The sequence below is a fragment of the Amycolatopsis tucumanensis genome, from assembly GCF_021654135.1.
Taxonomy (GTDB): Bacteria; Actinomycetota; Actinomycetes; order Mycobacteriales; family Pseudonocardiaceae; genus Amycolatopsis_E; species Amycolatopsis_E tucumanensis.
On sequence record NZ_JAKGSD010000005.1, the window covers coordinates 209,080 to 231,559 of the forward strand.

Annotated in this window: 19 protein-coding genes; 14 read left to right on the top strand and 5 right to left on the bottom strand. The window is 73.0% G+C overall.

Annotated features, from left to right (window positions below; all coding sequences use genetic code 11):
* Position 1: 1 nt before the first annotated feature.
* The 6 genes from egtC (at position 2) to L2C96_RS08640 (ending at position 4,986) form a co-directional block, all read left to right on the top strand.
* Entirely contained in the window at positions 2 to 760 is a 759-nt protein-coding gene (gene egtC / locus L2C96_RS08615; protein WP_237335786.1) for an ergothioneine biosynthesis protein EgtC, read from the top strand.
* On the top strand, positions 760 to 1,734 hold the full coding sequence (gene egtD, locus L2C96_RS08620; RefSeq protein ID WP_237335787.1) for an L-histidine N(alpha)-methyltransferase: 975 nt from the start codon (positions 760 to 762) through the stop codon (positions 1,732 to 1,734). The genes egtC and egtD overlap by 1 nt, the downstream gene beginning before the upstream one ends.
* A gap of 464 nt (positions 1,735 to 2,198) precedes the next feature.
* Positions 2,199 to 2,669, top strand: a complete 471-nt coding sequence (locus tag L2C96_RS08625) for a nitroreductase family deazaflavin-dependent oxidoreductase (RefSeq protein WP_237335788.1) — start codon at positions 2,199 to 2,201, stop codon at positions 2,667 to 2,669.
* Positions 2,670 to 2,780: 111 nt separating this feature from the next.
* Positions 2,781 to 3,398: a dihydrofolate reductase family protein gene (locus L2C96_RS08630; protein WP_237335789.1), complete on the top strand. Its 618-nt coding sequence runs from the start codon at positions 2,781 to 2,783 to the stop codon at positions 3,396 to 3,398.
* A 32-nt stretch (positions 3,399 to 3,430) separates the two neighbouring features.
* A complete protein-coding gene (locus L2C96_RS08635; RefSeq protein WP_020418460.1) occupies positions 3,431 to 3,754 on the top strand; it encodes a YciI family protein in 324 nt (107 codons plus the stop codon).
* Positions 3,751 to 4,986, top strand: coding sequence for an RNA polymerase sigma factor (locus tag L2C96_RS08640; protein ID WP_237335790.1), 1,236 nt, complete (start codon positions 3,751 to 3,753; stop codon positions 4,984 to 4,986). The genes L2C96_RS08635 and L2C96_RS08640 overlap by 4 nt, the downstream gene beginning before the upstream one ends.
* Here the strand turns inward: L2C96_RS08640 and L2C96_RS08645 are convergent.
* Positions 4,958 to 7,141 (bottom strand): MMPL family transporter, encoded by a 2,184-nt coding sequence (locus L2C96_RS08645; protein ID WP_237335791.1) that lies wholly within the window; start codon positions 7,139 to 7,141, stop codon positions 4,958 to 4,960. The two genes, L2C96_RS08640 and L2C96_RS08645, sit on opposite strands and share 29 nt — an antisense overlap.
* A 153-nt stretch (positions 7,142 to 7,294) precedes the next feature.
* On the opposite strand from L2C96_RS08645, the gene L2C96_RS08650 reads away from it, so the two are divergent.
* On the top strand, positions 7,295 to 7,855 hold the full coding sequence (locus L2C96_RS08650) for a TetR/AcrR family transcriptional regulator (RefSeq protein ID WP_051362637.1): 561 nt from the start codon (positions 7,295 to 7,297) through the stop codon (positions 7,853 to 7,855).
* 51 nt (positions 7,856 to 7,906) lie between these two features.
* Here the strand turns inward: L2C96_RS08650 and L2C96_RS08655 are convergent, their stop codons facing one another.
* The 4 genes from L2C96_RS08655 to L2C96_RS08670 all read right to left on the bottom strand — a co-directional run bounded on the left by L2C96_RS08655 (position 7,907) and on the right by L2C96_RS08670 (position 13,825).
* Positions 7,907 to 8,356 (bottom strand): hypothetical protein, encoded by a 450-nt coding sequence (locus L2C96_RS08655; RefSeq protein WP_237335792.1) that lies wholly within the window; start codon positions 8,354 to 8,356, stop codon positions 7,907 to 7,909.
* 660 nt (positions 8,357 to 9,016) lie between these two features.
* On the bottom strand, positions 9,017 to 11,830 hold the full coding sequence (acnA, locus tag L2C96_RS08660) for an aconitate hydratase AcnA (RefSeq protein ID WP_237335793.1): 2,814 nt from the start codon (positions 11,828 to 11,830) through the stop codon (positions 9,017 to 9,019).
* 184 nt (positions 11,831 to 12,014) lie between these two features.
* Positions 12,015 to 13,388, bottom strand: a complete 1,374-nt coding sequence (locus L2C96_RS08665) for a flagellar basal body protein FliL (RefSeq protein ID WP_237335794.1) — start codon at positions 13,386 to 13,388, stop codon at positions 12,015 to 12,017.
* A complete protein-coding gene (locus tag L2C96_RS08670; protein ID WP_237335795.1) occupies positions 13,385 to 13,825 on the bottom strand; it encodes a hypothetical protein in 441 nt (146 codons plus the stop codon). Before L2C96_RS08670 ends, L2C96_RS08665 begins: the two co-directional genes overlap by 4 nt.
* 149 nt (positions 13,826 to 13,974) lie before the next feature.
* Between L2C96_RS08670 and L2C96_RS08675 the strand changes: the two genes are divergently transcribed.
* The 7 genes from L2C96_RS08675 (at position 13,975) to L2C96_RS08705 (ending at position 22,429) form a co-directional block, all read left to right on the top strand.
* Positions 13,975 to 15,327, top strand: coding sequence for an NlpC/P60 family protein (locus tag L2C96_RS08675; protein WP_237335796.1), 1,353 nt, complete (start codon positions 13,975 to 13,977; stop codon positions 15,325 to 15,327).
* Positions 15,328 to 15,430: 103 nt separating this feature from the next.
* The gene (gene mobA / locus L2C96_RS08680; RefSeq protein ID WP_308191143.1) at positions 15,431 to 15,976 is read left to right on the top strand and encodes a molybdenum cofactor guanylyltransferase; all 546 of its coding nucleotides are present in this window, start codon (positions 15,431 to 15,433) and stop codon (positions 15,974 to 15,976) included.
* A gap of 120 nt (positions 15,977 to 16,096) precedes the next feature.
* A complete protein-coding gene (locus L2C96_RS08685; RefSeq protein WP_020418450.1) occupies positions 16,097 to 17,167 on the top strand; it encodes an AAA family ATPase in 1,071 nt (356 codons plus the stop codon).
* Positions 17,167 to 18,120 (top strand): DUF58 domain-containing protein, encoded by a 954-nt coding sequence (locus tag L2C96_RS08690; protein ID WP_020418449.1) that lies wholly within the window; start codon positions 17,167 to 17,169, stop codon positions 18,118 to 18,120. The genes L2C96_RS08685 and L2C96_RS08690 overlap by 1 nt, the downstream gene beginning before the upstream one ends.
* Positions 18,117 to 19,097: a VWA domain-containing protein gene (locus tag L2C96_RS08695; protein WP_020418448.1), complete on the top strand. Its 981-nt coding sequence runs from the start codon at positions 18,117 to 18,119 to the stop codon at positions 19,095 to 19,097. Before L2C96_RS08690 ends, L2C96_RS08695 begins: the two co-directional genes overlap by 4 nt.
* 118 nt (positions 19,098 to 19,215) lie before the next feature.
* The gene (locus L2C96_RS08700) at positions 19,216 to 21,966 is read left to right on the top strand and encodes a transcriptional regulator (protein ID WP_237335797.1); all 2,751 of its coding nucleotides are present in this window, start codon (positions 19,216 to 19,218) and stop codon (positions 21,964 to 21,966) included.
* A 61-nt stretch (positions 21,967 to 22,027) separates the two neighbouring features.
* Positions 22,028 to 22,429, top strand: coding sequence for a DUF2267 domain-containing protein (locus L2C96_RS08705; RefSeq protein WP_020418446.1), 402 nt, complete (start codon positions 22,028 to 22,030; stop codon positions 22,427 to 22,429).
* Positions 22,430 to 22,480 lie beyond the last annotated feature (51 nt).

A 22,480-nucleotide genomic window follows, 5' to 3' on the forward strand; every position in this document is an offset into this window, starting at 1 on the left:
GGTGTGCCGCCACCTGGGTTACCTCGGCCCGCCGCGCTCGCCGGCGGAGCCGGTGTTCGACGCGCCGCACTCGCTGCTGCGGCAGACCTACGCGCCGCGGGACATGCGCGGCGGCGGCGTGGTCAACGCCGACGGGTTCGGGCTGGGCTGGTTCGGCGACGGCCCGGAGCCGGTGCGGTACCGGCGCCCGGTTCCACTGTGGAGCGATCAGGACCTGCCGCGGCTGGCGCGGTCGGTCCACAGTGGAGCGTTCGTCGCCGCGGTGCGCAACGGCACCACCGGGATGCCGTCCGGGGAGGGCGCGTGCGCGCCCTTCACCGGCGGCCGGTGGTTGTTCAGCCACAACGGGATGGTGCGCGGCTGGCCGGACAGCCTCGCCGCGCTGGCCGGGAAGCTGCCGGTCACCGACCTGATGACCCTGGAGGCGCCCACCGACTCGGCGGTGCTGTGGGCGCTGCTGCGGGAGCGGCTGGAAGCGGGGGAGGACCCCGTGGGCGCGGTCGCCGACCTGATCGCCCAGGTCGAGCGCGCCGCGCCGGGGTCGCGGCTGAACTTCCTGCTCACCGACGGCGCCGTCCTCGTCGGCACCGCCTGGACCCACGCCCTGTCGGTGCGGGTCGAGGGCGAGGCCGTCCTCTTCGCGTCCGAACCGCTCGACGACGCGCCCGGCTGGTCGGAGGTGCCCGACCGGCACCTCGTCGCGGCCCGGCACGGCGCCGTCGAAGTCATTCCCCTCAACGCCGATCGGAGTGTTCCCTGATGACCGAGTCCGAACTGGACATCCACCGCAGCGCCACCGAGATCGCCGAGGCGCTGCGCGCGGACGTGCGGGAGGGGCTGTCGGCCGAGCAGAAGTGGCTGCCGTCCAAGTGGTTCTACGACGCGGCGGGCAGCCGGTTGTTCGAGGACATCACCGCGCTGCCCGAGTACTACCCGACGCGGGCCGAACGCGAGGTGCTGGCGCGGGAGGCCGCCGGCATCGCGAAGATCACCGGCGCGCACACGCTGGTCGAACTCGGTTCGGGGTCGAGCGAGAAGACCCGGCTGCTGCTCGACGGGCTGCGCGACCACGGCAGTCTCCGGACGTTCGTGCCGCTGGACGTGTCGGAGGCCGCGCTGGCCGAGGCGGTGGAGGCGATCCAGGCCGGCTACCCGGGGCTCGACGTGCGTGGCGTGGTCGGCGACTTCACCGAGCACCTCGGCCTGCTGCCCGGCGAACCGCCCCGGCTGGTCGCGTTCCTGGGCGGGACGATCGGCAACTTCCTGCCTGCCGACCGCGGCAAGTTCCTGCGCTCGGTGCGGGACGTGCTGGCCGCGGGCGAGTGGTTCCTGCTGGGCACCGACCTGGTCAAAGACCCGGAGACGCTGGTCCGCGCCTACGACGACGCGGCCGGCGTGACGGCGGAGTTCAACCGCAACGTGCTGCGCGTGGTCAACGAGGTGCTGGGCGCGAACTTCGACCCGGACTCCTTCGAGCACGTCGCCCACTGGGACGCTCGGAACGAGTGGATCGAGATGCGGCTGCGCGCCCCGGAGCCGGTGCGGGTGTCGATCCCGGGCGCGGGCATGGAGGTCTCGTTCGAGGCGGGCGAGCACATCCGGACGGAGATCTCGGCGAAGTTCCGCCGCGACGGCGTGACCGCGGAACTGGACGACGCCGGTTTCGAGGTCGAGCACTGGTGGACCGACGCCGCTGGACGGTTCGGGGTGTCCCTGGCCCGCGCGATGAGCTAGCCGGCCGCGGGGGGATCCTGACCGGCGGCGCGGCGTGGGCTGCTCCGCCGCGCCGGAGGCCGGGTCCGGCACGATCGCGGCAACGGATGGCCGCTCGTGGTACCGGTCGGTCCCGGCCTGGCCGCGGATGCGCCGATGCTTCCGCATCTGGTGCGATGCCTGCCCGTCACGCGGACAAGGGCTCGCGGTGCCGCTGAGGGGGCGGTGGCCGGCGCCGCGGCGCAGGCTGCTCAGCCGTGCCGAAGGCCGGGCCGACCAGGTCCGCACTCTCGGCGGCAACGGACCGCCGCTCGTGGCTCGGGCTTGTCCCTGCCGCGGGTGCGCCGATGACTCCGCAACTGGATGCGACACCTGCCCGTCACCCGCCCCGGAAACCGACCAGGCCTCGCCGCTGCGGGATCGTGACCGGCGCCGCAGCGTGGGGTGCCCGGTGGCGGGGGCGGGCGGGTGGTCCAATAGGGGTCGTGAAGAATCCGCTCCCGCTCCTGGCCCGCAGGCTGGGCACCCGCCCGTGGCTGATGCGGCTCGCGAAGGTCATCATCTGGGCGGACAAGCGGCTGCACCGCTGGTTCGGCGGCCGGGTGACCCTGGTCGGCATCGCGGGCCTGCCGTCGCTGCGGCTGACCACCCTGGGGCGCAAGAGCGGCCTGCCACGCAGCACGAACCTGCTGTACTTCCCGCACGAGGACGGCTTCGTGCTCGTCGGCTCCAACTGGGGCCGCCCCCGCGACCCCGGCTGGACCTTCAACCTGCGCGAGCACGCCGAGGCGACGGTGGCCATCCGCGGGAAGGAAATCCCGGTCACCGCGCAGCCGGTCAAGGGCGAGGACTACGACCGGATGTGGCAGCGCCTGCTCGACTTCTGGCCGGGCTACGAGATGGAACGCCTCGCCGCCGGCCGCGAGCTGCCGATCTTCCTGCTCACCCCCCGGTAGGCGCGCGAACAAAAAAGTTCCGGGGGCGGTGTCGGATCCGGGTGGTCGCGTTCGTGGTCAGGGTGAGGCCGCCCGCGGATGGGGCGGCGCCGAGGTGGAGGAACCGCGACCATGAAGCTGACGACCATGACCCAGATCAGCGTCGACGGCGTGATGCAGGGCAACGGCGGCGCGTCGGAGGAGGACCGCCGCAGCGGGTTCGACCGCGGCGGCTGGGCGGCGATGGGCAAGGGCGACGACGGCACCCACGCGCTGATCAAGCAGACCTACCAGCGCGCCGACGCGTTCCTGTTCGGCAGGCGGACCTACGAGTTGTTCGCCAGCGCGTGGGGGACCGACGCGGATGTCCCCGGCTGGGAGCCCGTCCGGCGGGCGCTGCACGACCGGCCCAAGTACGTCGCCTCGACGACCCTGACCGACCCGGCGTGGGCGGGCACCACCGTCCTGCGCGGCGACCTGGCCGCCGCCGTCGCCGACCTGAAAGCCAAGCCCGGCGGCGAACTGCAGGTGCACGGCAGCGGCGCCCTGATCCGGTGGCTGCTGGCCAACGACCTGGTCGACGAGCTGACCCTGATCGTGATCCCGGTGGTCGTCGGGCAGGGCGCGCGGCTGTTCCCGGACGCGGGCCCCGATCTCGCGCTCGACCTCGTCGACTCGCGGACCGACTCGAAGGGCGTGACCATCCAGGTCTACCGGCCCGCCGGGCGCCCGCAGTACGCCACCGCCTGAAAACCCCGCCCACCCGAGGAGCTGATCTTCAGATGCAGTACCTGGTTTCCGTCATCGACGACAAGGACAACCCCGGCCGGACTGACCGGCAGCCGGCCATCAGCGCGTTCAACGAACGCCTGATCGCCGAGGGCTACTGGGTCTTCGCGGGCGGGCTCGCGGACACCGAGTCGGCCACGGTCGTCGACAACCGGGGCGAGCAGGCGGTGTTCAGCGACGGGCCCTTCGTCGAGTCGAAGGAGTACCTCGCCGGCGTCTGGATCTGGGAGGCCCCCGATCTGGACGTGGCGCTCAAGCTCGCCACCGAGGCCTCCAAGATCTGCGACCGCAAGATCGAGGTGCGGCCGTTCCGGTGACGGACGCGCGCGAGGCGGTCACCCGGGCCCACCGCGAGGAGTGGGCCCGGGTGGTGGCCGCCCTGACCCGGCGTTTCGGCGACCTCGACATCGCCGAGGAGGCCGCCGCCGAGGCGTTCGCGACCGCGGTCGAGCGGTGGCCCGCCGACGGGGTGCCGCCCAACCCCGGCGCCTGGCTGACCACCACCGCCACCCGCAAGGCCATCGACCGCATCCGGCGCGAGAACAAACGCGACGACAAGCAGAAGGAGGCCCGGATGGTGCACGACGACGAACCACCCGGGCCCCTCGGCGTCATCGACGACGACCGGCTGCGGCTGATCTTCACCTGCTGCCACCCCGCGCTGGCGGTGGAGGCTCGCGTGGCGCTGACGCTGCGCATGGTCGGCGGCCTGACCGTGCGCGAGATCGCCCGCGCGTTCCTGGTGGCCGAGACCGCGATGGAGCGTCGGATCACCCGCGCGAAAGCCAAGATCAAGGCCGCCCGCATCCCGTACCGGGTGCCGTCGGCGGAGGACCTCCCGGCACGCGTGTCCGGTGTGCTCGCGGTGCTGTTCCTGGTGTTCAACGAGGGCTACCTGGCCACCGGGTCCGGCGCCGCCCCGGTCCGGGACGACCTGACCGCCGAGGCGATCCGGCTCACCCGCCTGATCCGCGCCCTCCTGCCGGACGACGGCGAGGTGGCCGGGCTGCTGGCGCTGATGCTGCTCATCGAGGCGCGCCGCCCGGCGCGGGTGTCGGCGAGCGGCGAGCTGGTTCCCCTGCACGAGCAGGACCGCGGCGCCTGGGATGCCGCGCTCATCGCCGAGGGCCACCGGCTGGTGCGCGAGCGCCTCGCGGCCGCCGCGGCCGGGGTGGCACCGGGCCGCTACCAGATCCTGGCCGCGATCAACGCCGTGCACACCTCCGCCCGCGACAGCCGCGACACCGACAGGTCGCAGATCCTGGCCCTCTACGACCAGCTCGTCCGCCTCGACCCGTCGCCGATCGTCGCGCTCAACCGGGCCGTCGCGGTCGCCGAACTCGACGGCCCCGAGGTGGCGCTCGCCGCGGTCGACAGCCTGGAGCCTCGGCTGGCCGGCTACCACGCGTTCCACGCCACCCGCGCCGACCTGCTGCGCAGGCTCGGCCGCGGCCCGGAGTCCCGCGCGGCCTACGACAAGGCCATCGAGCTGGCGGGCAACACCGCGGAGACCGCCTACCTCACGCGCCGCCGCGACCAGCTGCGGTAGCGCCCGCCGCGGGCTGGGGCTCGGCGCGGGCCAGGCGCCGCCGGTAGAACGCCGGGGCCCACCAGTTCGCCCGGCCCGCCAGGCGCATGAACGCCGGGAGCAGCACGCCGCGCAGGAGCGTGGCGTCGACCAGGACCGTGACGAACATGCCCAGCCCGAGCATTTTCAGGTAGACCACGCCGCCGGTCGTGTAGGTCGCGAACGACAGCGCGAGGATCGCGGCGGCGGTGGTGACCAGCGGAGCGCTGCGCTGCACCCCGGTGGCGACGGAGCCGTTGGTGTCGCCGGTGCGCAGGTACTCCTCCCGGATGCGCGAGGTCACGAACACCTCGTAGTCCATGGACAGGCCGTAGGCGACGCAGAACATCAGGATCGGGATGCTCGTCTCCAGCGTGCCGGTGGGGGTGAACGCGAGCAGCCCGGCGAGGTTGCCGTCCTGGAACACCCACACCAGCGCGCCGAACATGACACCGAGGCTGAGCAGGTTGAGCACCGTGGCCTTCAGCGGCAGCAGCACGCTGCCGGTCATCAGGAACAGGATCAGCAGCGTCAGCAGCACGATCACGGCGAGCACCAGCGGCACCCGGCTGGTGGCCCGGTCCCTCCAGTCGGTCATCTCGGCCGGGCTCCCGCCGACGAGTTTCGCGGCGGGCCCTGGCAGGTCGCGGACGCGCTGCACGAGATCGCCGATGTCGCCGGACAGCGCCTGCGCGCTGGGGATGACGGTGAGGAACGTGCCGCCGTCCGCGGTGAACCGGGCGGCGTCCGGACCGGGGGTGCGGGCCAGTGCGCCGGAGGCGAACGTGCCCGCCGCGGAATCGACCTGGGCGACACCGTCCAGTTCGGACAGAGCCTCGGCGTAGCCGGTGATCTCGCCCGCCCGCGGCAGGACCACATACAGCGCGTCGGTCTCCTCCTGGTCGAACCCGGCGCGCACGGAGTCGCTGGTGACCCGGCTCGGCGAATCCGCGGGCAGCACCCGGTCGTCCGGCACGCCGAACCGCGCGCCGAGCAGCGGCGCGGCCAGTGCGAGCACAACCAGGAGCGCGAGCCCGCCGGTCAGCACCGGGCGGCGGAGCACCTGGCTGGTGATCCGGTACCACCCGGCCGACCGGCGGGCGCGTGGTACCGGATCCGCGGCGCGGTGCCCGAGCGCGGCCAGTGCGGCGGGGAGGACGACCAGCGCGCCGAGCATCGCGGTGAGCACGACGAGCACCCCGGCGTAGGCGAAGGCGCGCAGGAACGCCAGCGGGAACAGCAGCAGAGCGCACATCGAGACGGCGACGGTGAGACCGCTGAACAACACGGTCCGCCCGGCGGTCGCGACTGCAGTGGTGACCGCGTCACCGACCTCCCGGCCCACGGCGAGTTCCTCGCGGTAGCGGGCGACGACGAACAGGCAGTAGTCCACGCCCAGCGCGAGTCCCATGACCAGGGTCAGGTTGGCGGCGAACGTGGACACCTCGGTGACCGCGGTCAGCACGCGCAACCCGGCGAGGGTGGTGACGATGGCGAACAGGCCGACGCCGAGCGTCACCAGCGCGACCGCGACCCGCCGGTACACCAGCATGAGGAGCAGCAGCACCAGCGGGATCGCGATCGCCTCGGCGCGCAGGAAGTCGGTGCGGGCCTGCGCGCCGACCTCGCGGAACACCTCGTCCTGGCCGCCGGCCTCCAGGGTCACCGGTCCGCGCGGGCCGGTGAAGGCCGCGGCGAGTTCGCCGACGCGTTCGCGGCTCTCGTTCACCCCGCCCGGGACCAGGGCGAGGATGATCGCCTGGCGCCCGTCCTCGCTGCGCAGCGCGGGACTCCCGCCGCGCGACCAGTACGAGGCGACTTCCGCGACGCCGGGCTGTGCGGCCAGGTCCGCGGCGACGGCCTCGCCCGCGGCGCGGACCGCGGCGTCGTCGACAGTGCCCTCGGCGGCGGTGACCAGGAACAGCAGGTTGGGCGGGCCCGTGTCGAACTGCGCACGCAGGATCTCCTTGGCCTGGTCGGACTCCGAGCCGGGCGCGTCGATGCGGGACAGGGTGAGCGCGTTCATGGCGCCGGCGGCGAGTGCGCCCGCGAGCAGCGTGAGCAGGACGGCGGCGGCGAGGACCCAGCGTCTGCGGCGCACGGTGAACCGGCCGAGACGGGACAGCGGTGAGGGCATGGCGGAACTCCGGGAGGGCGGTAGTCTGACAGGAACACGAGTGATCGCTCGCGTTCGAAATTACGAGCGATCGCTCGCATTTGTCAACTCCGGAGGAGGACTGTGTCCGAAGAGGCCCCGGCCCGCCGCCGACAGGCACGCGGGCAGCGCCGCATGGAACAGCTGACCGACGCGGCGGCCGAGGTGTTCGCCGAAGCCGGGTACGCCCGCGCGACGACGAACGCGATCGCCGCACGGGCCGGGGTGTCGCCCGGCACGCTGTACCAGTTCTTCAAGAACAAGGAGGCCCTGGCCGAGGCGCTGGCCACCCGGTACCGCGAGCAGTTGCGGGCCGCGCACGAGAAGGCGTTCGACGTCGGGTACGCGCAACTGCCGCTGCCGGAACTGATCGACCGCATGGCCGCGCCGATGATCCAGGTGAACCTGGACAACCCCGGGTTCAAGGCGCTGTTCGCCGACGCCGGCATGCCCGAACGCCTCGCCGCGCCGACCCGCGCGCTGCACCAGGCGGTCGTCGGCAAGATCGAGGAGGTGCTCGCGGCGCGGGCGCCGTCGCTGCCGGCGGCGGAGCGCCGGACGACCGCGGTGGTGGCGACGCAGATCTTCGGCGCCCTGCTGGGCACGGTGGTGAGCGCCGCCGAGGAGGAGCGGGAAATCTGGATTCGCGAGCTGAAGCGCGCTCTGCAGCGGTACCTGGAGCCGGTCATCGCCTGAGTGGCGTATAACGACCTATACGGCGCGGCTCTGGGCGATTCGCTCGCCGAGTCAGTCGAACACCTGCTGCTCGACCAGCAGCCGCGCCATCGGCTCACAGTGCCCGGACGCGCCCTCCGCCGCGGTGAACCGCACGACCTCGGCCCCGGGCAGCATCCCGGCCAGCCGGGCGGACTGGCTGGGCCAGAACTGCTCGCCCTCGGGATCGGTCAGCAGCAGGGGAGTGCGGATGGCCGCCGCCTGCGCCTGGTCCAGCCGGTACTCGCGCACGGCGCGGTAGAGGTCGAATCGGTCCCGGATGCCGGAGGGGCGGGCGCGGAACTCCAGCGTCCGGCGGATGTCAGGCAGTCGTTCGGCTGTCCGCATGCCCTTGGTGAACCCGTCGCGGTCGCCCGCGTCGAGTTGCCGGACCAAGCTCCCCGGCAGGGGCGCGGTCCACGAGGCCGACACGTCCACCACCCCCGGGGCGGCCACCGCGGCGACGAGGCGGTGCTCGAACACCAACGCGCTGGGCAGCCAGAAACCGGCCTGACTCAGGCCGTCCTCGCGCGACCCGGCCGGTGTCGACCTCGGGCCGCGCGAGGACGGTGTCCAGCACCGCCGTCAGCACGGCCTCCCAGTCCGGGCGGAACGGGACACCCCGCTCGAACAGCAGGGACTGCTGGCCGGGTCCGTCGTAGACGAACGCGTTCCAGCTCCGCTCCAGCGCGGCCGCCACGCACGCCCGCTCCGCAGATCGCCCACCGCGCCGTCGCTGCCGTTGGTCACGACGAGCGTCGGCGTGCCGCGGCCCGAGGCGTCGGGTCGCAACGGGTGGCCGGACGGGACACTGTCCTCACGGCACGGGCGGCCCTCCGACGAGCCGATGAACCCGTCCCAGCGCCGCCGCGGCGTCCCGCCGAGGACCCCGCTGGTGGCGAAGTCCAGGGTCAAGGCCGTGTGCGGCGCGAGCGACGTCGGCGACGTGGAGGCGGCTGTCGTGCGGGTGCGAGGTCACCACGACTGGTGCCGCGCGTGGGCGGTCACCGCCGAACGAGCCGAAGCGATCGCGATTCCGGGCGGCACGGCACGGGAACCCGCTCAGCGCGCGCGGCGCTTCCCGCACGAACGAAAGAAGCGCCCGCGAGCGGGGCTCGCGGGCGCTTCTCGGAAGAGAAACCGTCAGGCGCGGGTCATCTTGCGCAGCACGTACTGCAGGATGCCGCCGTTGCGGTAGTAGTCCGCCTCACCCGGGGTGTCGATCCGCACCACGGCGTCGAACTCCACCTTGGTGCCGTCCTCCTTCGTGGCGGTCACCTTGATCGTCCGCGGCGTCTCGCCCTCGTTGAGCTTCGTGATGCCCTCGAAGTCGAACGTCTCGGTGCCGTCCAGGCCCAGCGACGAGGCCGACTCGCCCTCCGGGAACTGCAGCGGGATGACACCCATGCCGATCAGGTTGGACCGGTGGATCCGCTCGAACGACTCGGCGATCACGGCGCGCACGCCGAGCAGCCGGGTGCCCTTGGCGGCCCAGTCACGCGACGAACCCGAGCCGTACTCCTTGCCGCCCAGCACGACCAGCGGGATGCCGGCCTTGGCGTAGTTCTGCGCGGCGTCGTAGATGAACGCCTGCGGCGCGCCCTCCTGCGTGAAGTCGCGGGTGTAGCCGCCCTGCACGTCGTCCAGCAGCTGGTTGCGCAGCCGGATGTTGGCGAAGGTGCCGCGGATCATCACCTCGTGGTTCCCGCGCCGGGAGCCGTAGGAGTTGAAGTCCTTGCGGTCCACGCCGTGCTCGGCCAGGTACCGGCCGGCGGGCGAGTCCGCCTTGATGGCGCCGGCGGGGGAGATGTGGTCGGTGGTCACCGAGTCGCCCAGCTTCGCCAGCACGCGAGCGCCCTTGATGTCCGTGACCGGCTCCGGGTCGGCCTGCATGCCCTCGAAGTACGGGGGCTTGCGCACGTAGGTCGACTCCGGGTCCCACTGGAAGGTCTTGCCCTCCGGGGTGGGCAGCGACTTCCAGCGCTCACCGCCGTCGAACACGTCGGCGTAGTCCTTGGAGAACATCTCCTGCGTGATCGCCGAGTCGATGGTCTCCTGGATCTCCTGCGGCGACGGCCAGATGTCGCGCAGGAACACGTCGTTGCCGTCCGAGTCCTGCCCGAGCGGCTGCTCCTCGAAGTCGAAGTCCATCGTGCCGGCCAGCGCGTAGGCGATGACCAGCGGCGGGGACGCCAGGTAGTTCATCTTGACGTCCGGGTTGATCCGGCCCTCGAAGTTCCGGTTGCCGGACAGCACCGACACCACGGTCAGGTCGTTCTCCTGCACCGCGGCCGAGATCTCCTCGGGCAGCGGGCCGGAGTTGCCGATGCACGTGGTGCAGCCGTAGCCGACCAGGTGGTAGCCCAGCTTCTCCAGGTACGGCCACAGGCCGGCCTTCTCGTAGTAGTCGGTGACGACCTGCGAACCCGGCGCCATCGACGTCTTGACCCACGGCTTGACCGACAGGCCCTTCTCCACCGCGTTGCGGGCCAGCAGGGCGGCGCCCAGCATGACCGACGGGTTGGAGGTGTTGGTGCAGGAGGTGATCGAGGCGATCACCACGGCGCCGTGGTCGAGCACGAACTCGCCCCGCTCCTCGGAGCGCACCGTGACCGGCTTCGACGGGCGGCCCGACGCGCCGTTCGCGGCCGACTGCAGCGCGGGCTCCGCGTCCTCGTCCGCGAAGGACAGGCTCGGCGCGTCACTGGCCGGGAAGGACTCCTCGACCTTCTCGTCGACCTTGGTGTGCGGCGTCGGGTGCTGCTCCTCGACGTAGTCGTGCACCGACTTGCGGAACGCGGACTTCGCGTCGGTCAGCTCGATGCGGTCCTGCGGGCGCTTCGGGCCCGCGATCGACGGCACCACCGTCGACAGGTCCAGCTCCAGGTACTCGGAGTAGGACGCCTCGCGGCTCGGGTCGTGCCACAGGCCCTGCTCCTTGGCGTAGGCCTCGACCAGCGCGACCTGCTCGGCCGAGCGGCCGGTCAGCTTGAGGTAGCGGATCGTCTCGTCGTCGATCGGGAAGATCGCCGCGGTCGAGCCGAACTCCGGGCTCATGTTGCCGATGGTGGCGCGGTTGGCCAGCGGCACCTGGGCGACGGACTCGCCGTAGAACTCGACGAACTTGCCGACCACGCCGTGGCGGCGCAGCATCTCGGTGATCGTCAGCACCACGTCGGTCGCGGTCACGCCGGCCGGGATCTCGCCGGTCAGCTTGAAGCCGACGACGCGCGGGATCAGCATCGACACCGGCTGGCCGAGCATCGCGGCCTCGGCCTCGATGCCGCCGACGCCCCAGCCCAGCACGCCGAGGCCGTTGACCATCGTGGTGTGCGAGTCGGTGCCCACGCACGAGTCGGGGTAGGCCTGGCCGTTGCGCGCCATGACCGTGCGGGCCAGGTGCTCGATGTTGACCTGGTGCACGATGCCGGTGCCCGGCGGGACGACCTTGAACTCGTCGAACGCGCCCTGGCCCCAGCGCAGGAACTGGTACCGCTCGCGGTTGCGCTCGTACTCGATCTCGACGTTGCGCTCGAAGGCGTCGGCGCGGCCGAACACGTCGATGATCACCGAGTGGTCGATGACCAGCTCGGCCGGGGCGAGCGGGTTCACCTTGTCCGGGTCGCCGCCGAGGTCGGTGACGGCCTCGCGCATGGTGGCCAGGTCGACCACGCAGGGGACACCGGTGAAGTCCTGCATGATCACGCGGGCCGGGGTGAACTGGATCTCGATCGACGGATCGGCGGTCGGGTCCCAGTTGCCCAGCGCGCGGATGTGGTCGGCGGTGATGTTCGCGCCGTCCTCGGTGCGCAGGAGGTTTTCGAGCAGGATCTTCAGGCTGTAGGGCAGCTTCTCGGACCCGGACACCTTGTCCAGGCGGAACACCTCGTACGAGGCGTCACCCACCTTCAAGGTGTCGCGGGCGCCGAAGCTGTCCTTGCTGGCTGGTGCGGTCACGTCTAACTCCCTGGGCAGGGTCGTCGCCGTCAGTTCGGTTCGGGTCTGTCTGTCGCGAGTCTGGCGCACGCGGCTCGCGTCCGCAGACGCGGGGACGGCGCAGGCTCCCACACGGCAAACAGTACGCTTGTCCTTTTTTGACTTCAACGCGACCCGCCCAGGCAGCGGTGTGATCTGCTTCGCGCTACTCCGCCAGGCGCAGCAGCGCGGTGATGTCCTCCGGCTGCAGGCTGCGCAGCACCGTCAGGCCCAGCTCGTTGAACGTGCGCAGCGGGCTGACGTAGTGCTGCCCGGCCACCTCGGTGGTGATCACGCCGAGGCCCTGGCCGAGGATGCCGCTCGACAGGTGCTGCAGGACCTGGGTGACCTCCTCGGGCACCGACGAGCCGACCTCGTCCTCGAGGGTGTCCGCCAGGTAGTCGGCGCACAGCTCCTCGGTGCGGCCCTCACCGGTCGCCTCGTAGCAGTCGCCCTTCTTCGTCACGGTGTAGGTCTCGCCGTCCGGGCCCTGGATCTGCACGTGGGTGACGGTGGCGCGGGTGCCGCCGGGCACCTCGGAGGTCTCGGTCCGCAGGTCGAGCAGCTTCGCGCCACTGGGCTCGGCGTCCTCGGCCGCGGCGGCGACGAGCGCGGGGCCGGCGTCGTGCAGCACTGCCATCTCGTCCGGCGGCAGCAGCTCGATGACGCGCGTGACGTCGGCGTCGAGCGCGGCCTGCACGAGCTGCTTGATCGCCTCGTTCGGGCTGGTCGCGCCGCGCGCCGGGATCGAGGTGGACGGCCACTGCTCGTTCGCGTCCCGCAGCGCGTAGTCGGCCATCGTGTAGAGCAGGCTCGGGTACCACTCGCCGTCGACCTTGACCGTGGCGATGCGGATCGGCTCGCCGGAGTCGGCGACCTCGTCGGCGATGTCGATCGTCTCGGTCTGCGGGCCCTCACCCGCCGGCATCTGTTCCATCAGCTTGTCCGACAGCGGCAGCTTGGACGGGTCGGCGGTGACGGTGATCGTGCCGCCGGTGAGCTTGGTGATCGTCAGGTGGTCGTTGACCTGCTCCGCGCCCGCCTCGTCGAACGTCAGGTTCTCGGCCTTGACCTGCATCCCGGTCAGCGCCTCGGGGTTGGCGTCCGGCTTGAGGATGCCCAGGCGCTTGAGCTCGTCGGTGGTCTGCCCGATCGGTTCGGTGAGCAGCTTCGCCTCGGCGGGCGCGAGCGCGCCGACCATGCCGACCACGTCGCTGCCGCTCAGCGCGGTCGCCAGGTTCCGCGCCGCCTCGGTCGGGGTGGCCGCGCCGGAGGCGATCGAATTCCGCTGCGAAAGTGCGAACCACGTGCCGCCACCGCCGAGCAGCACGACGAGCGCGACGACGAGCCCGATGATCAGGCCGCGGCGGCCCCGCTTCGGCGGCTGCTGGGGCGGCAGCTGCTGGAAGGGCTGCGTGTACGGCTGCTGCGGATACTGCTGCTGCGGGTACCCCTGGCCGTACGGCTGCTGCGGGTACTGCTGCCCGGGGTACTGGTTCTGCTGGTACGGCCACTGACCGTCCTGGGGAGGCGTGCTCACCGTGTTCTACCTGCTCTCGCCGTGATGAAGGTGCCGACCGCGCCGGCCAGCGCGAGGGCGGAACCGCAGAGCGTGGTCACCGGCCCGGCCAGGGCGACGGAGACCACCCCCGTGGTTCCGCCCGCTTGGACGGTGGCGATCAGCGCGACGGTTCCCCCGGTAATCGCCAGCAGGGCCGTCAACGTTGCGCCCGTGCGCGCCAGACCGCAGACCAGCAGCACCAGGCACGCCGCCGCCAGCGCCGGGACCGCCACCCACGCCCGCAGCGCCGTGCCGGCGAGCGGGTCGTCGAGCAGCGCCAGCCGGTCGGCCAGCCCGGCCGCCGCGTAGCTGCTCCGGTTGACCGACCCCGACCGGAACCAGGGCAGGAAGGTGCCCGCCACCACCAGGGCCAGGCCCAGCGTGGCGACGGCGGGGCCGGCTCGCGATCTCTGCACGCTCCTCCGACGCGCCGGAACGCCCGGAGGATCCCCGGTTGGGGTGAAAGTTGCAGCTGTGCCGCGTGTGACACCTGGTCTGCGAGTGACTCGGGTGGCACAGTTCGCGATGCAGTGGGGAAGTCTGTCCGCGGGAGGGAGTCGAGGGCGTGGGTGACCAGGGCCGGAGAGCGCGCCGCTGGCTGGGGGCCGGGGCGCTGGCGCTCGTGGTGGTGTCCATCGCGACCGGGCCGGCCGCCGCGGTGCCGCCACCGCCGCCGAACCCGAGCGACTCCGAGATCAGCGCGAGCCGGCGCGACGCCGACGCCAAGGCAGGCGAGGTCGGGCAGCTGACCAACCAGCTCGCCGAGGCCGAGTCGCGGCTCGACGAGCTGCAGAGCACGGTCGAGCTGCGCATGGAAGAGGCCAACAAGGCGCTGGTCGACCTGCAGGCCGCGCAGGACGCGGCCGACCAGGCGCAACGCGACGCGGACGCGGCCAAGCGCGAGGCCGACGCCGCGCAGGCCCAGATCGACGCGGCCCGGGCGAACCTCGACGCGTTCATCTCCAGCAGCTACCAGCAGGGCAGCACCATGGGGTCGATCTCGGCCTACCTGGGCGCGAGCAGCCCGAAGGACCTGCTGGCCCGCGCCCAGCTGCTGGAAGCCGTCAGCGGCAGCCAGCTCAACGCGCTGGAGATGATGCAGCAGGCGCAGACGGACAAGTCCAACAAGGACGCCGCCGCGCGTCAGGCGCTGCAGCTCGCCCAGCAGGCGCAGGACCAGGCCGCGCGGGCGAAGATCACCGCCGATTCCGCGCAGGCCGTGGCCGTGCAGGCCCAGCAGAACCAGGCGGCGCAGAACGCGCAGCTGGTGGCGCAGAAGACCACGGTCGAGCAGCAGCTGTTCGAGGCGCAGCAGCGGGTCAGCGGGCTGCAGGGGCAGCGGCAGCGCTACGAGGACTGGCTCGCGCAGAAGCAGCGCGAGGACGAGGAGCAGGCGCGGCAGGCGGCGCTGGCCGCGGCGCAGGCGTCCAACTCGCAGCCCAGCGGCGGCGGGAACGCCGGCAGGCCGTCGCCGCCCCCGGTCGCGTCCGGTTCGGCGTCCGCGACGATCGAGCGGGTCGTCGCGCGGGCGATGTCGCAGCTCGGCGTGCCGTACGCGTGGGGCGGCGGCAACGCCTACGGCCCCACGCGCGGCATCCGCGACGGCGGCGTGGCCGACGCCTACGGCGACTACCGCAAGGTCGGGTTCGACTGCTCCGGGCTGATGATCTACGCCTTCGCGGGGGTGAAGGCGCTGCCGCACTACAGCGGCTACCAGTACACCTCCGGGCGGCGGGTGCCGCTGGCGCAGATGCGGCGCGGGGACATGCTGTTCTGGGGCCGCAGCGGCATCCACCACGTGGCGCTGTACCTCGGCAACGGGATGATGATCGAGGCCCCGCAGTCCGGGCTGACCGTGCGGGTGACCCGGGTGCGCTACGGAGACATCATGCCGTTCGCGACGCGCCTGGTCGGCTAGCTAGCGGCGCGTCGAAGCCCGCCGTCGGCGCGCCGGCCACCAGCCGGAACCTCTGTGAGACACACCCCGGCCGCGTCCGAACGGCCGGGATAGCCTGGGCGGCGTGACCGACCTGGCCGCCGTCGTGCTCGCGGGAGGCTCCGCTCGCCGGATGTCCGGTGTGGACAAACCCATGCTGCCGGTCGGCGGGCGGCCCCTGCTGCGCCGCGCGCTGGACGCGGTCGCCGGCGCCGATCCGGTCGTCGTGGTGGGGCCGGCGCGGGACGGGATCACCGGAGTGCGCTGGGCGCGCGAGGACCCGCCGGGCGGCGGGCCGGTCGCCGCCGTCGCCGCGGGGCTCCGGCACGTCTCGGCGAGCCGCGTCGTCTTGCTCGCCGGGGACCTGGCCGGCGTCACACCGTCCACAGTGGAGCGGCTCACCGCCGCGCTCGGCGACGCCGACGGCGCACTGCTCACCGACGACACCGGCCGCCGCCAGTGGCTCATCGGCGTGTGGCGCACCGCGAGCCTGCGCGCCGCCCTGCCCGCCCAACCGCACGGGGCTGCCCTGCGTCGCGTGCTGGGCCACCTGGAGATCGTGGAGGTGCCTGCCGCGCCGGGGGAGTGCGCCGACGTCGACACGCCGCGGGACCTCGACCGCCTGGCCTGACGCCGTCCGGCAGTTCACAGTCGTCACACCGCTGAGCGAGTTGACTACCGTGGCGACCTCCCGCGCCCGGCCGGCTAGTACGGTCGCAGCGCAGAGGTGAACGTGAGCGAGGAGGGAACCGTGACCGAGCCCCGCTACCCGGAGGGCGCGAACGGGCAACAGCAGTCCGCGACCCCCGCGCGGGACGCGCAGCTGCTCGAGCGCACCGTGTTCGAGGTCAAGCGGGTGATCGTCGGGCAGGACCGGCTCGTCGAGCGGCTCCTGGTGGGCCTGCTGGCCAAGGGGCACCTGCTCCTGGAGGGCGTGCCCGGCGTGGCGAAGACCCTCGCGGTGGAGACCCTCGCCCGCGTCGTCGGCGGCTCGTTCTCGCGCGTCCAGTTCACGCCCGACCTGGTGCCCGCCGACATCCTCGGCACCCGCATCTACCGTCAGGGCAGCGAGAAGTTCGACGTCGAGCTCGGCCCGGTCGTCGCGAACTTCGTCCTCGCCGACGAGATCAACCGCGCGCCGGCCAAGGTGCAGTCCGCGATGCTCGAGGTGATGGCCGAACGGCACGTCTCCATCGGGGGCAAGACCTTCCCGATGCCCGACCCGTTCCTGGTGCTCGCGACCCAGAACCCGATCGAGAACGAGGGCGTCTACCCGCTGCCGGAGGCGCAGCGCGACCGGTTCCTGTTCAAGATCATCGTCGACTACCCCTCCGCGGAGGAGGAGCGCGAGATCATCTACCGGATGGGCGTCACGCCGCCGGAGCCGCACGAGGTCCTCAGCCCGGCCGAGCTGGTCCGGCTGCAGGACGTCGCCGCGAAGGTGTTCGTGCACCACTCGCTCGTCGACTACGTGGTGCGCCTGGTGCTGGCCACCCGCACCCCGGCCGAGCACGGCCTCACCGACGTCGCGGGCTGGGTGTCCTACGGCGCCTCGCCGCGCGCCAGCCTCGGCATCATCGCCGCCGCCCGCGCGCTCGCGCTCGTCCGCGGCCGCGACTACGTGCTGCCCCAGGACGTCGTCGACGTCGTGCCGGACGTGCTGCGCCACCGGCTCGTGCTGTCCTACGACGCGCTCGCCGACGCCGTGCCGCTGGACCACATCATCACCCGCGTGCTGCAGACCGTGCCGCTGCCGCAGGTCTCCGCCCGGCCGCAGGGCGGTCCGGCCCAGCCGCTGCCGAACGGGACCCCGGGGCGGTAGTGGCCAGGGGAAACACCGGCGACGGCAGCGCCCGGCCCGCGTGGGCGCCGCCCGTGCTCCGTGGTGAACGGCTCGACGCCGGCCTGCGCATGCTCGAACTCGAGGTGCGCCGCCGGCTCGACGGCCTGCTGCAGGGCAACCACCTCGGCCTCGTGCCCGGCCCCGGCTCCGAGCCGGGCGAGGCGCGGCCCTACCAGCCGGGCGACGACGTGCGCCGCATGGACTGGGCCGTCACCGCCCGCACCACCGAGCCGCACATCCGCGAGACGGTCGCCGACCGCGAGCTGGAGACGTGGGTGGCCGCCGACCTGTCCGCGAGCCTGGACTTCGGCACCGCCCTGTCCGAGAAGCGCGACCTGGTGGTGTGCGCGGTCGCCGCGATCGCCCACCTGACCGGCGGCGGTGGCAACCGGCTCGGCGCGGTGTTCTCCAACGGCGATCAGACCGAACGCGTCCCGGCCCGCGGCGGCCGCGCGCACGCCCGCAACCTGCTGCGCAAGATCGCCGAGATGCCGCGCGCGGCCGAGGGCACCCGGGGCGACCTCGCCGCCATGGTCGAGCAGCTGCGCCGGCCGCCGCGCCGGCGCGGTCTCGTCGTCGTGGTGTCCGACTTCCTCGGCGGCACCGGGTGGCAGCGCCCGCTGCGCGCGCTGTCCGCGCGGCACGACCTCATCGGCATCGAGGTGATCGACCCCCGCGACGTCGACCTGCCGGAGGTGGGCACGATCGTGCTGGCCGACCCGGAGACCGGCAAACAACGCGAGGTGCGGGCCTCGGCGTTGCTGCGGCGCGAGTTCGCCGCGGCCGCGCAGGCGCACCGCGACCAGGTGGCGCGGGCGCTGCGGCAGGCCGGCGCGGCGCACCTGGTGCTGCGCACGGACTCCGACTGGATCGCCGACACCGTGCGGTTCGTGGTGGCACGCAAGCGGCGGTGGAGCGGGGGCGTCGCGTGAGCCTCTCCGGATTCAGCGCGCCCTGGTGGTTCCTGCTGCTGTTCGTGGTCGCCGCGGTCGCGGTCGGCTACGTGCTGGCGCAGCGCGCCCGGCGGCGCCGCACCATGCGGTTCACCAATCTCGAACTGCTCGACCGCATCGCGCCCCGCTCGCAGGGCTGGCCGCGGCACGTGCCGGCCGCGCTGATCATCGTGTCGCTGCTGCTGCTGACCGTCGGGCTGGCCGGGCCGACCGCCGAGCAGAAGGTGCCGCGCAACCGGGCCACGGTGATGCTGGTGGTGGACGTGTCGCTGTCCATGGAGGCCACCGACGTCAAGCCGTCCCGCATCAAGGCGGCCCAGGACGCGGCGACCCAGTTCGCGCAGGGCCTCACGCCCGGCATCAACCTGGGCCTGGTGTCGTTCGCGGGCACCGCGACGGTCCTGGTGGCGCCGACGACGCAGCGGCAGAGCGTGGTCAGCGCGATCGACAACCTCAAGCTGGCCCAGTCGACCGCGACCGGCGAAGGCATCTACGCGGCGCTGCAGTCGATCCAGGGCTTCTCGGCGGTGGTCGGGGGCGCCGACGGGCCGCCGCCCGCGCGGATCGTGCTGATGAGCGACGGCAAGCAGACCGTGCCCGACGACCTCTACGCGCCGCGCGGCGCGTTCACCGCCGCGCAGGAGGCGCGCAAGCAGCAGGTCCCGATCTCCACGATCTCCTTCGGCACCAGCCACGGCACGGTCGAGATCGACGGCCGCGAGGTGCCGGTGGACGTCGACGACGGCTCGCTGCAGGAGGTCGCCCGCCTCTCCGACGGGCAGTTCTACCAAGCGGGCTCGGCCGAGCAGCTCAAGGAGGTCTACGCCGACCTCGGTGAGCAGATCGGCTACGAGATGAAGGAAGCCGACGCCAGCAGGCCGTGGGTCCTGCTCGGCACGCTGGCCCTCGTCGCCGCCGCCGGCACGTCGCTGTTCGTGGGGCAGCGCCTGCCCTAGGCGGGTGGGGCGGTGAGGTTGGTGCCGCGGCCGGCGGGCCAGCCGCAGCCGGACCGTCGGGACCTAGATCCGCCGAAACGCGGGCCGTCCGGGCGGCGCGCCGATACAGTGCTCGATCATGACCGCACTGCACGAGGCGTCCGCCGGGGCACCGGGCGACACGGCGGGCGCCGTCCCGGATGCGCTGGTCTCGGAACTCCGCGATCGCCTGCCGGAGCTCGTCGACGTAGCCCTGGATGATCCCTCGGTCGCCACCGAGTTCGGCCGTCGCGTGGCCGAGGCCGACCGGGCGGGCGTGCGGGCGCACGTGCGGTCGGCGGTGCTGCGCGGCAGCCAGGGCATCCTGCGGTACACCAACCCGGAGATCGCGGGGCTGCGGCTGGCCCGGCAGGCGCTGGCCGACCACGAGCAACGCGACGCCACCCCGCCCTTGCGAACGCCGTCGGCCCGGGACCGGAAGGGCCACGCGCTCACCGGCGCCGCGATGTGGCCGGGCCTGGTGTTCCCGCTCGCGGCCTGGCAGCTCGGCCAGACGTCGCTGAGCGGCGGCGCGCGGTTCTGGATCTTCCTGGCCGGGGCGGTGGTGGGCGGGTTCTCGCTGCGGTGGGCCCACCGGCTGATCGCCAGGGCAGGCACGAGGCTCACCGGCCAGCCCGCCCGCGCCGGCGCCGGCTTCCCGGTGACGACCGCGATCGCGACGACCTTCCTGCTGGTGTTGTGGCGGCTGTGGCCGTCGTCGAAGGCGGCGATGGGGCCGTTCTGGGCCACCGTGGTGTGGGTGCTGGCCGGGCTGGCCGCCGGGTTCGTGCTCCTGACGGCGTGCCTGGCGACCTTCAGCCCGGAGAAGGACGAGGAGCCGGGACGCCGCATCCCGCCGCCGGTCGTCGCGCGGACCACGCTCACCGCCGCGGTGGCCGCGGTGGCGGCTTACCTCCTGTTGTCGCACGTGATTCCGTTGCCGTGGCCGGACTGGCAGGTGTGGTTGCTCGCCGACGGCGTCACCCTGCTGGTCCTCGTGCTGGGCGGCCCGCTGTCGCTGAGCCCCGGGCTGGTGCCCGCCCGGCTGTCGCAGGACCCGGACCGGCGCGGCAGTGCGAAGTGGACCGCCACACGGGACGCGTTGCGGGTGCGCGTCGGCGAGGCCGAGCGGGACTGGCTGTCCGCGGCGATGCGCGCGGTGCTCCCGGCGGTCACCCGGCACCTGAACGAGGCGGTGAACCCGTCGTTCAGCACGGTGCTGCCGGAGCTCAACCGCGCCGGGCTCGGGCTGATGCGCGCGGGCGACCGCATCGTCGACACCGCCGCGTTCACCCGGCTGCGCCGGCTCACCAGCGGGATCAGCGGCGGGGCCATCGGTGTGGCCGGGCCGCGCGGCGCAGGCAAGTCGACCCTGCTGGAGGCCTACCAGGCGGGCCGGTTCCTCGAGGCGGGCCGTCAGCACATCGTGGTCCTGGAAAGCGTCCCGGTGCGCTACGACGCCCGCGAGTTCGTCCTCCACCTCTTCGCGCGCACCTGCGCCGAGGTGCTCGGGTTCTGCGCCGCGCGGATCAAGGACCGGCCGCCGCGGTGGACCGAGCGGCTCGCGCTGCTGCGGCCCGCCGCTCCGTTGCTGGCCGCCGTCGTCCTGTGGGTCGTGGTCGGGTTCGTCGGCGCGGCCGCGGTCAACGGGCCGCGCCAGGACCTCGGCAGCTGGCTGTCGGCCATGTGGTGGCCGCTCGTCGTCGTGCTGGCCGGGGTGACCGTGCTGTACCTGGCGCGGCGGCGCCGGTTCACGCCGGCGCCCGCGCCCGCCCTCACCCGCAGGCCGCGGGACCTGCCCGGACTGCGGGACCTGGCCAGGGAAACCCTGGACGGCATCGAGTTCCAGCAGAAGCACACCTCGGGGTGGTCGGGCAAGGTCGGCCTGCTGTTCGGGGCGGAGACCGGGCTGAGCGACTCCCGCGAGCTGACCCGCCAGCCGCGCAGCTATCCGCAGATCGTGCACGAGTTCGGCGAGTTCCTCCGCACCACGATCGACTGCGTCTCCCGCCTGCCGGACATCGCCACGCCCTCGGTGGTGATCGTGCTCGACGAGCTGGACAAGATCCTCTCGCCGGAGGAGGCGCAGGACTTCGTCAACGAGGTCAAGGCCCTGTTCAACCTCGACGTGCCGGGGTTCCTGTTCCTGGTGTCGGTGTCGGAGGACGCGCTCGCGTCGTTCGAACGGCGCGGGCTGCCGGTGCGGGACGCGTTCGACAGCGCCTTCGACATGATCTTCCGGCTGGACCACCTCCGCCTGCCGGACGCCAGCGCCGTGCTCGGCGCCCGCGTGCTGGGCCTGCCCGAGCCGTTCGTCTGCCTCTGCCACTGCCTGGCCGGCGGGCTGCCGCGGGAGCTGATCCGCGTCGCGCGGCTGGTGACCGCGGAGCCCGGGGCGCTCGACGCGGTGTGCCGCCGGGTGGTCGACGAAGACCTGAAGGGCAAGCTCGCCGGGCTGCGCACGGTCGTCGCGCGCGAGGCGTACGACCACGCGCGGGCCAGTGAGCTGGTCCGGCACGTCGAGGCGCACGCCGTGCCGGACGCGCCGGTCCTGCTGAAGGCGGCGACGCGCCCGCCCGTCTCGCCCGGCGACGACGAGGGCCTGCGCCGGGTCCAGCTCGAAACCCTCGGCTACCTCTACTACCTGGGCACGATCCGGGAGGTTTTCGGCGACGGCTTCGGCGAGGCCGAGCTGGCGCGCGGCCGGGACAGCGAAGGCGACGCCTCCTTCGACACGCTCACCTCGGTGCGCCAGCTGTTCGCGGTGAACGCCCGGCTGGCGTGGCTGACGGTCTCTGCGTTCCGCGAGGCGTGGGGGCTGGAGGCGGTGGCGCCCCCGGAGGCCGGGTGACGTGTCAGGCCCACGGCGGCCGGGTATGCGCCTTGCGGAGACGAGTTCACCGGGAGGTGTGATGAAGGAACAGGAGATCGTCGCCGCCGTGCGCCGGACCGCCGGGCTGGAGGACGCCGGGCACGCCGCCGACGCCACCCGCGCGACCCTGACCGTGCTGGGGCAGCGGCTCGCCGGCGGTGAGCCCGGTGACCTGGCCGGACAGCTGCCCGCCGGCATCAAGGAGGCGCTGCCCGAGACCGGTGAGGGCGCGTCGTTCGGCGTCGAGGAGTTCTACCGGCGCGTCATGGACGCGGAAGGCCACGGCTGCACCCAGGACGGCGCACGCGAGCACGCCCGCGCGGTCGTCGCGGCGCTGAAGGCGGGCGTGAGCGAGGGCGAGTTCGACGACCTGGCGCAGCAGCTGCCCGCCGACTACCGCGACGACCTGCTGTCCACGGCGCCGGTGAACGAGCACCGCTAGGGCCTGTTTCAATGGGTTGACCAGTGATGTTGCGGTGCAGCTTTGTGGTTT

Bases quoted from the DNA above. Each gene is read 5' to 3' on its own strand.
- L2C96_RS08650 (WP_051362637.1), top strand. From the start codon at position 7,295: ATGGAACAGCTGACCGACGCGGCGGCCGAGGTGTTCGCCGAAGCCGGG.
- L2C96_RS08705 (WP_020418446.1), top strand. From the start codon at position 22,028: ATGAAGGAACAGGAGATCGTCGCCGCCGTGCGCCGGACCGCCGGGCTG.
- egtD (WP_237335787.1), top strand. From the start codon at position 760: ATGACCGAGTCCGAACTGGACATCCACCGCAGCGCCACCGAGATCGCC.
- L2C96_RS08645 (WP_237335791.1), bottom strand. From the start codon at position 7,141: ATGCCCTCACCGCTGTCCCGTCTCGGCCGGTTCACCGTGCGCCGCAGA.
- L2C96_RS08630 (WP_237335789.1), top strand. From the start codon at position 2,781: ATGAAGCTGACGACCATGACCCAGATCAGCGTCGACGGCGTGATGCAG.
- L2C96_RS08700 (WP_237335797.1), top strand. From the start codon at position 19,216: ATGACCGCACTGCACGAGGCGTCCGCCGGGGCACCGGGCGACACGGCG.
- L2C96_RS08635 (WP_020418460.1), top strand. From the start codon at position 3,431: ATGCAGTACCTGGTTTCCGTCATCGACGACAAGGACAACCCCGGCCGG.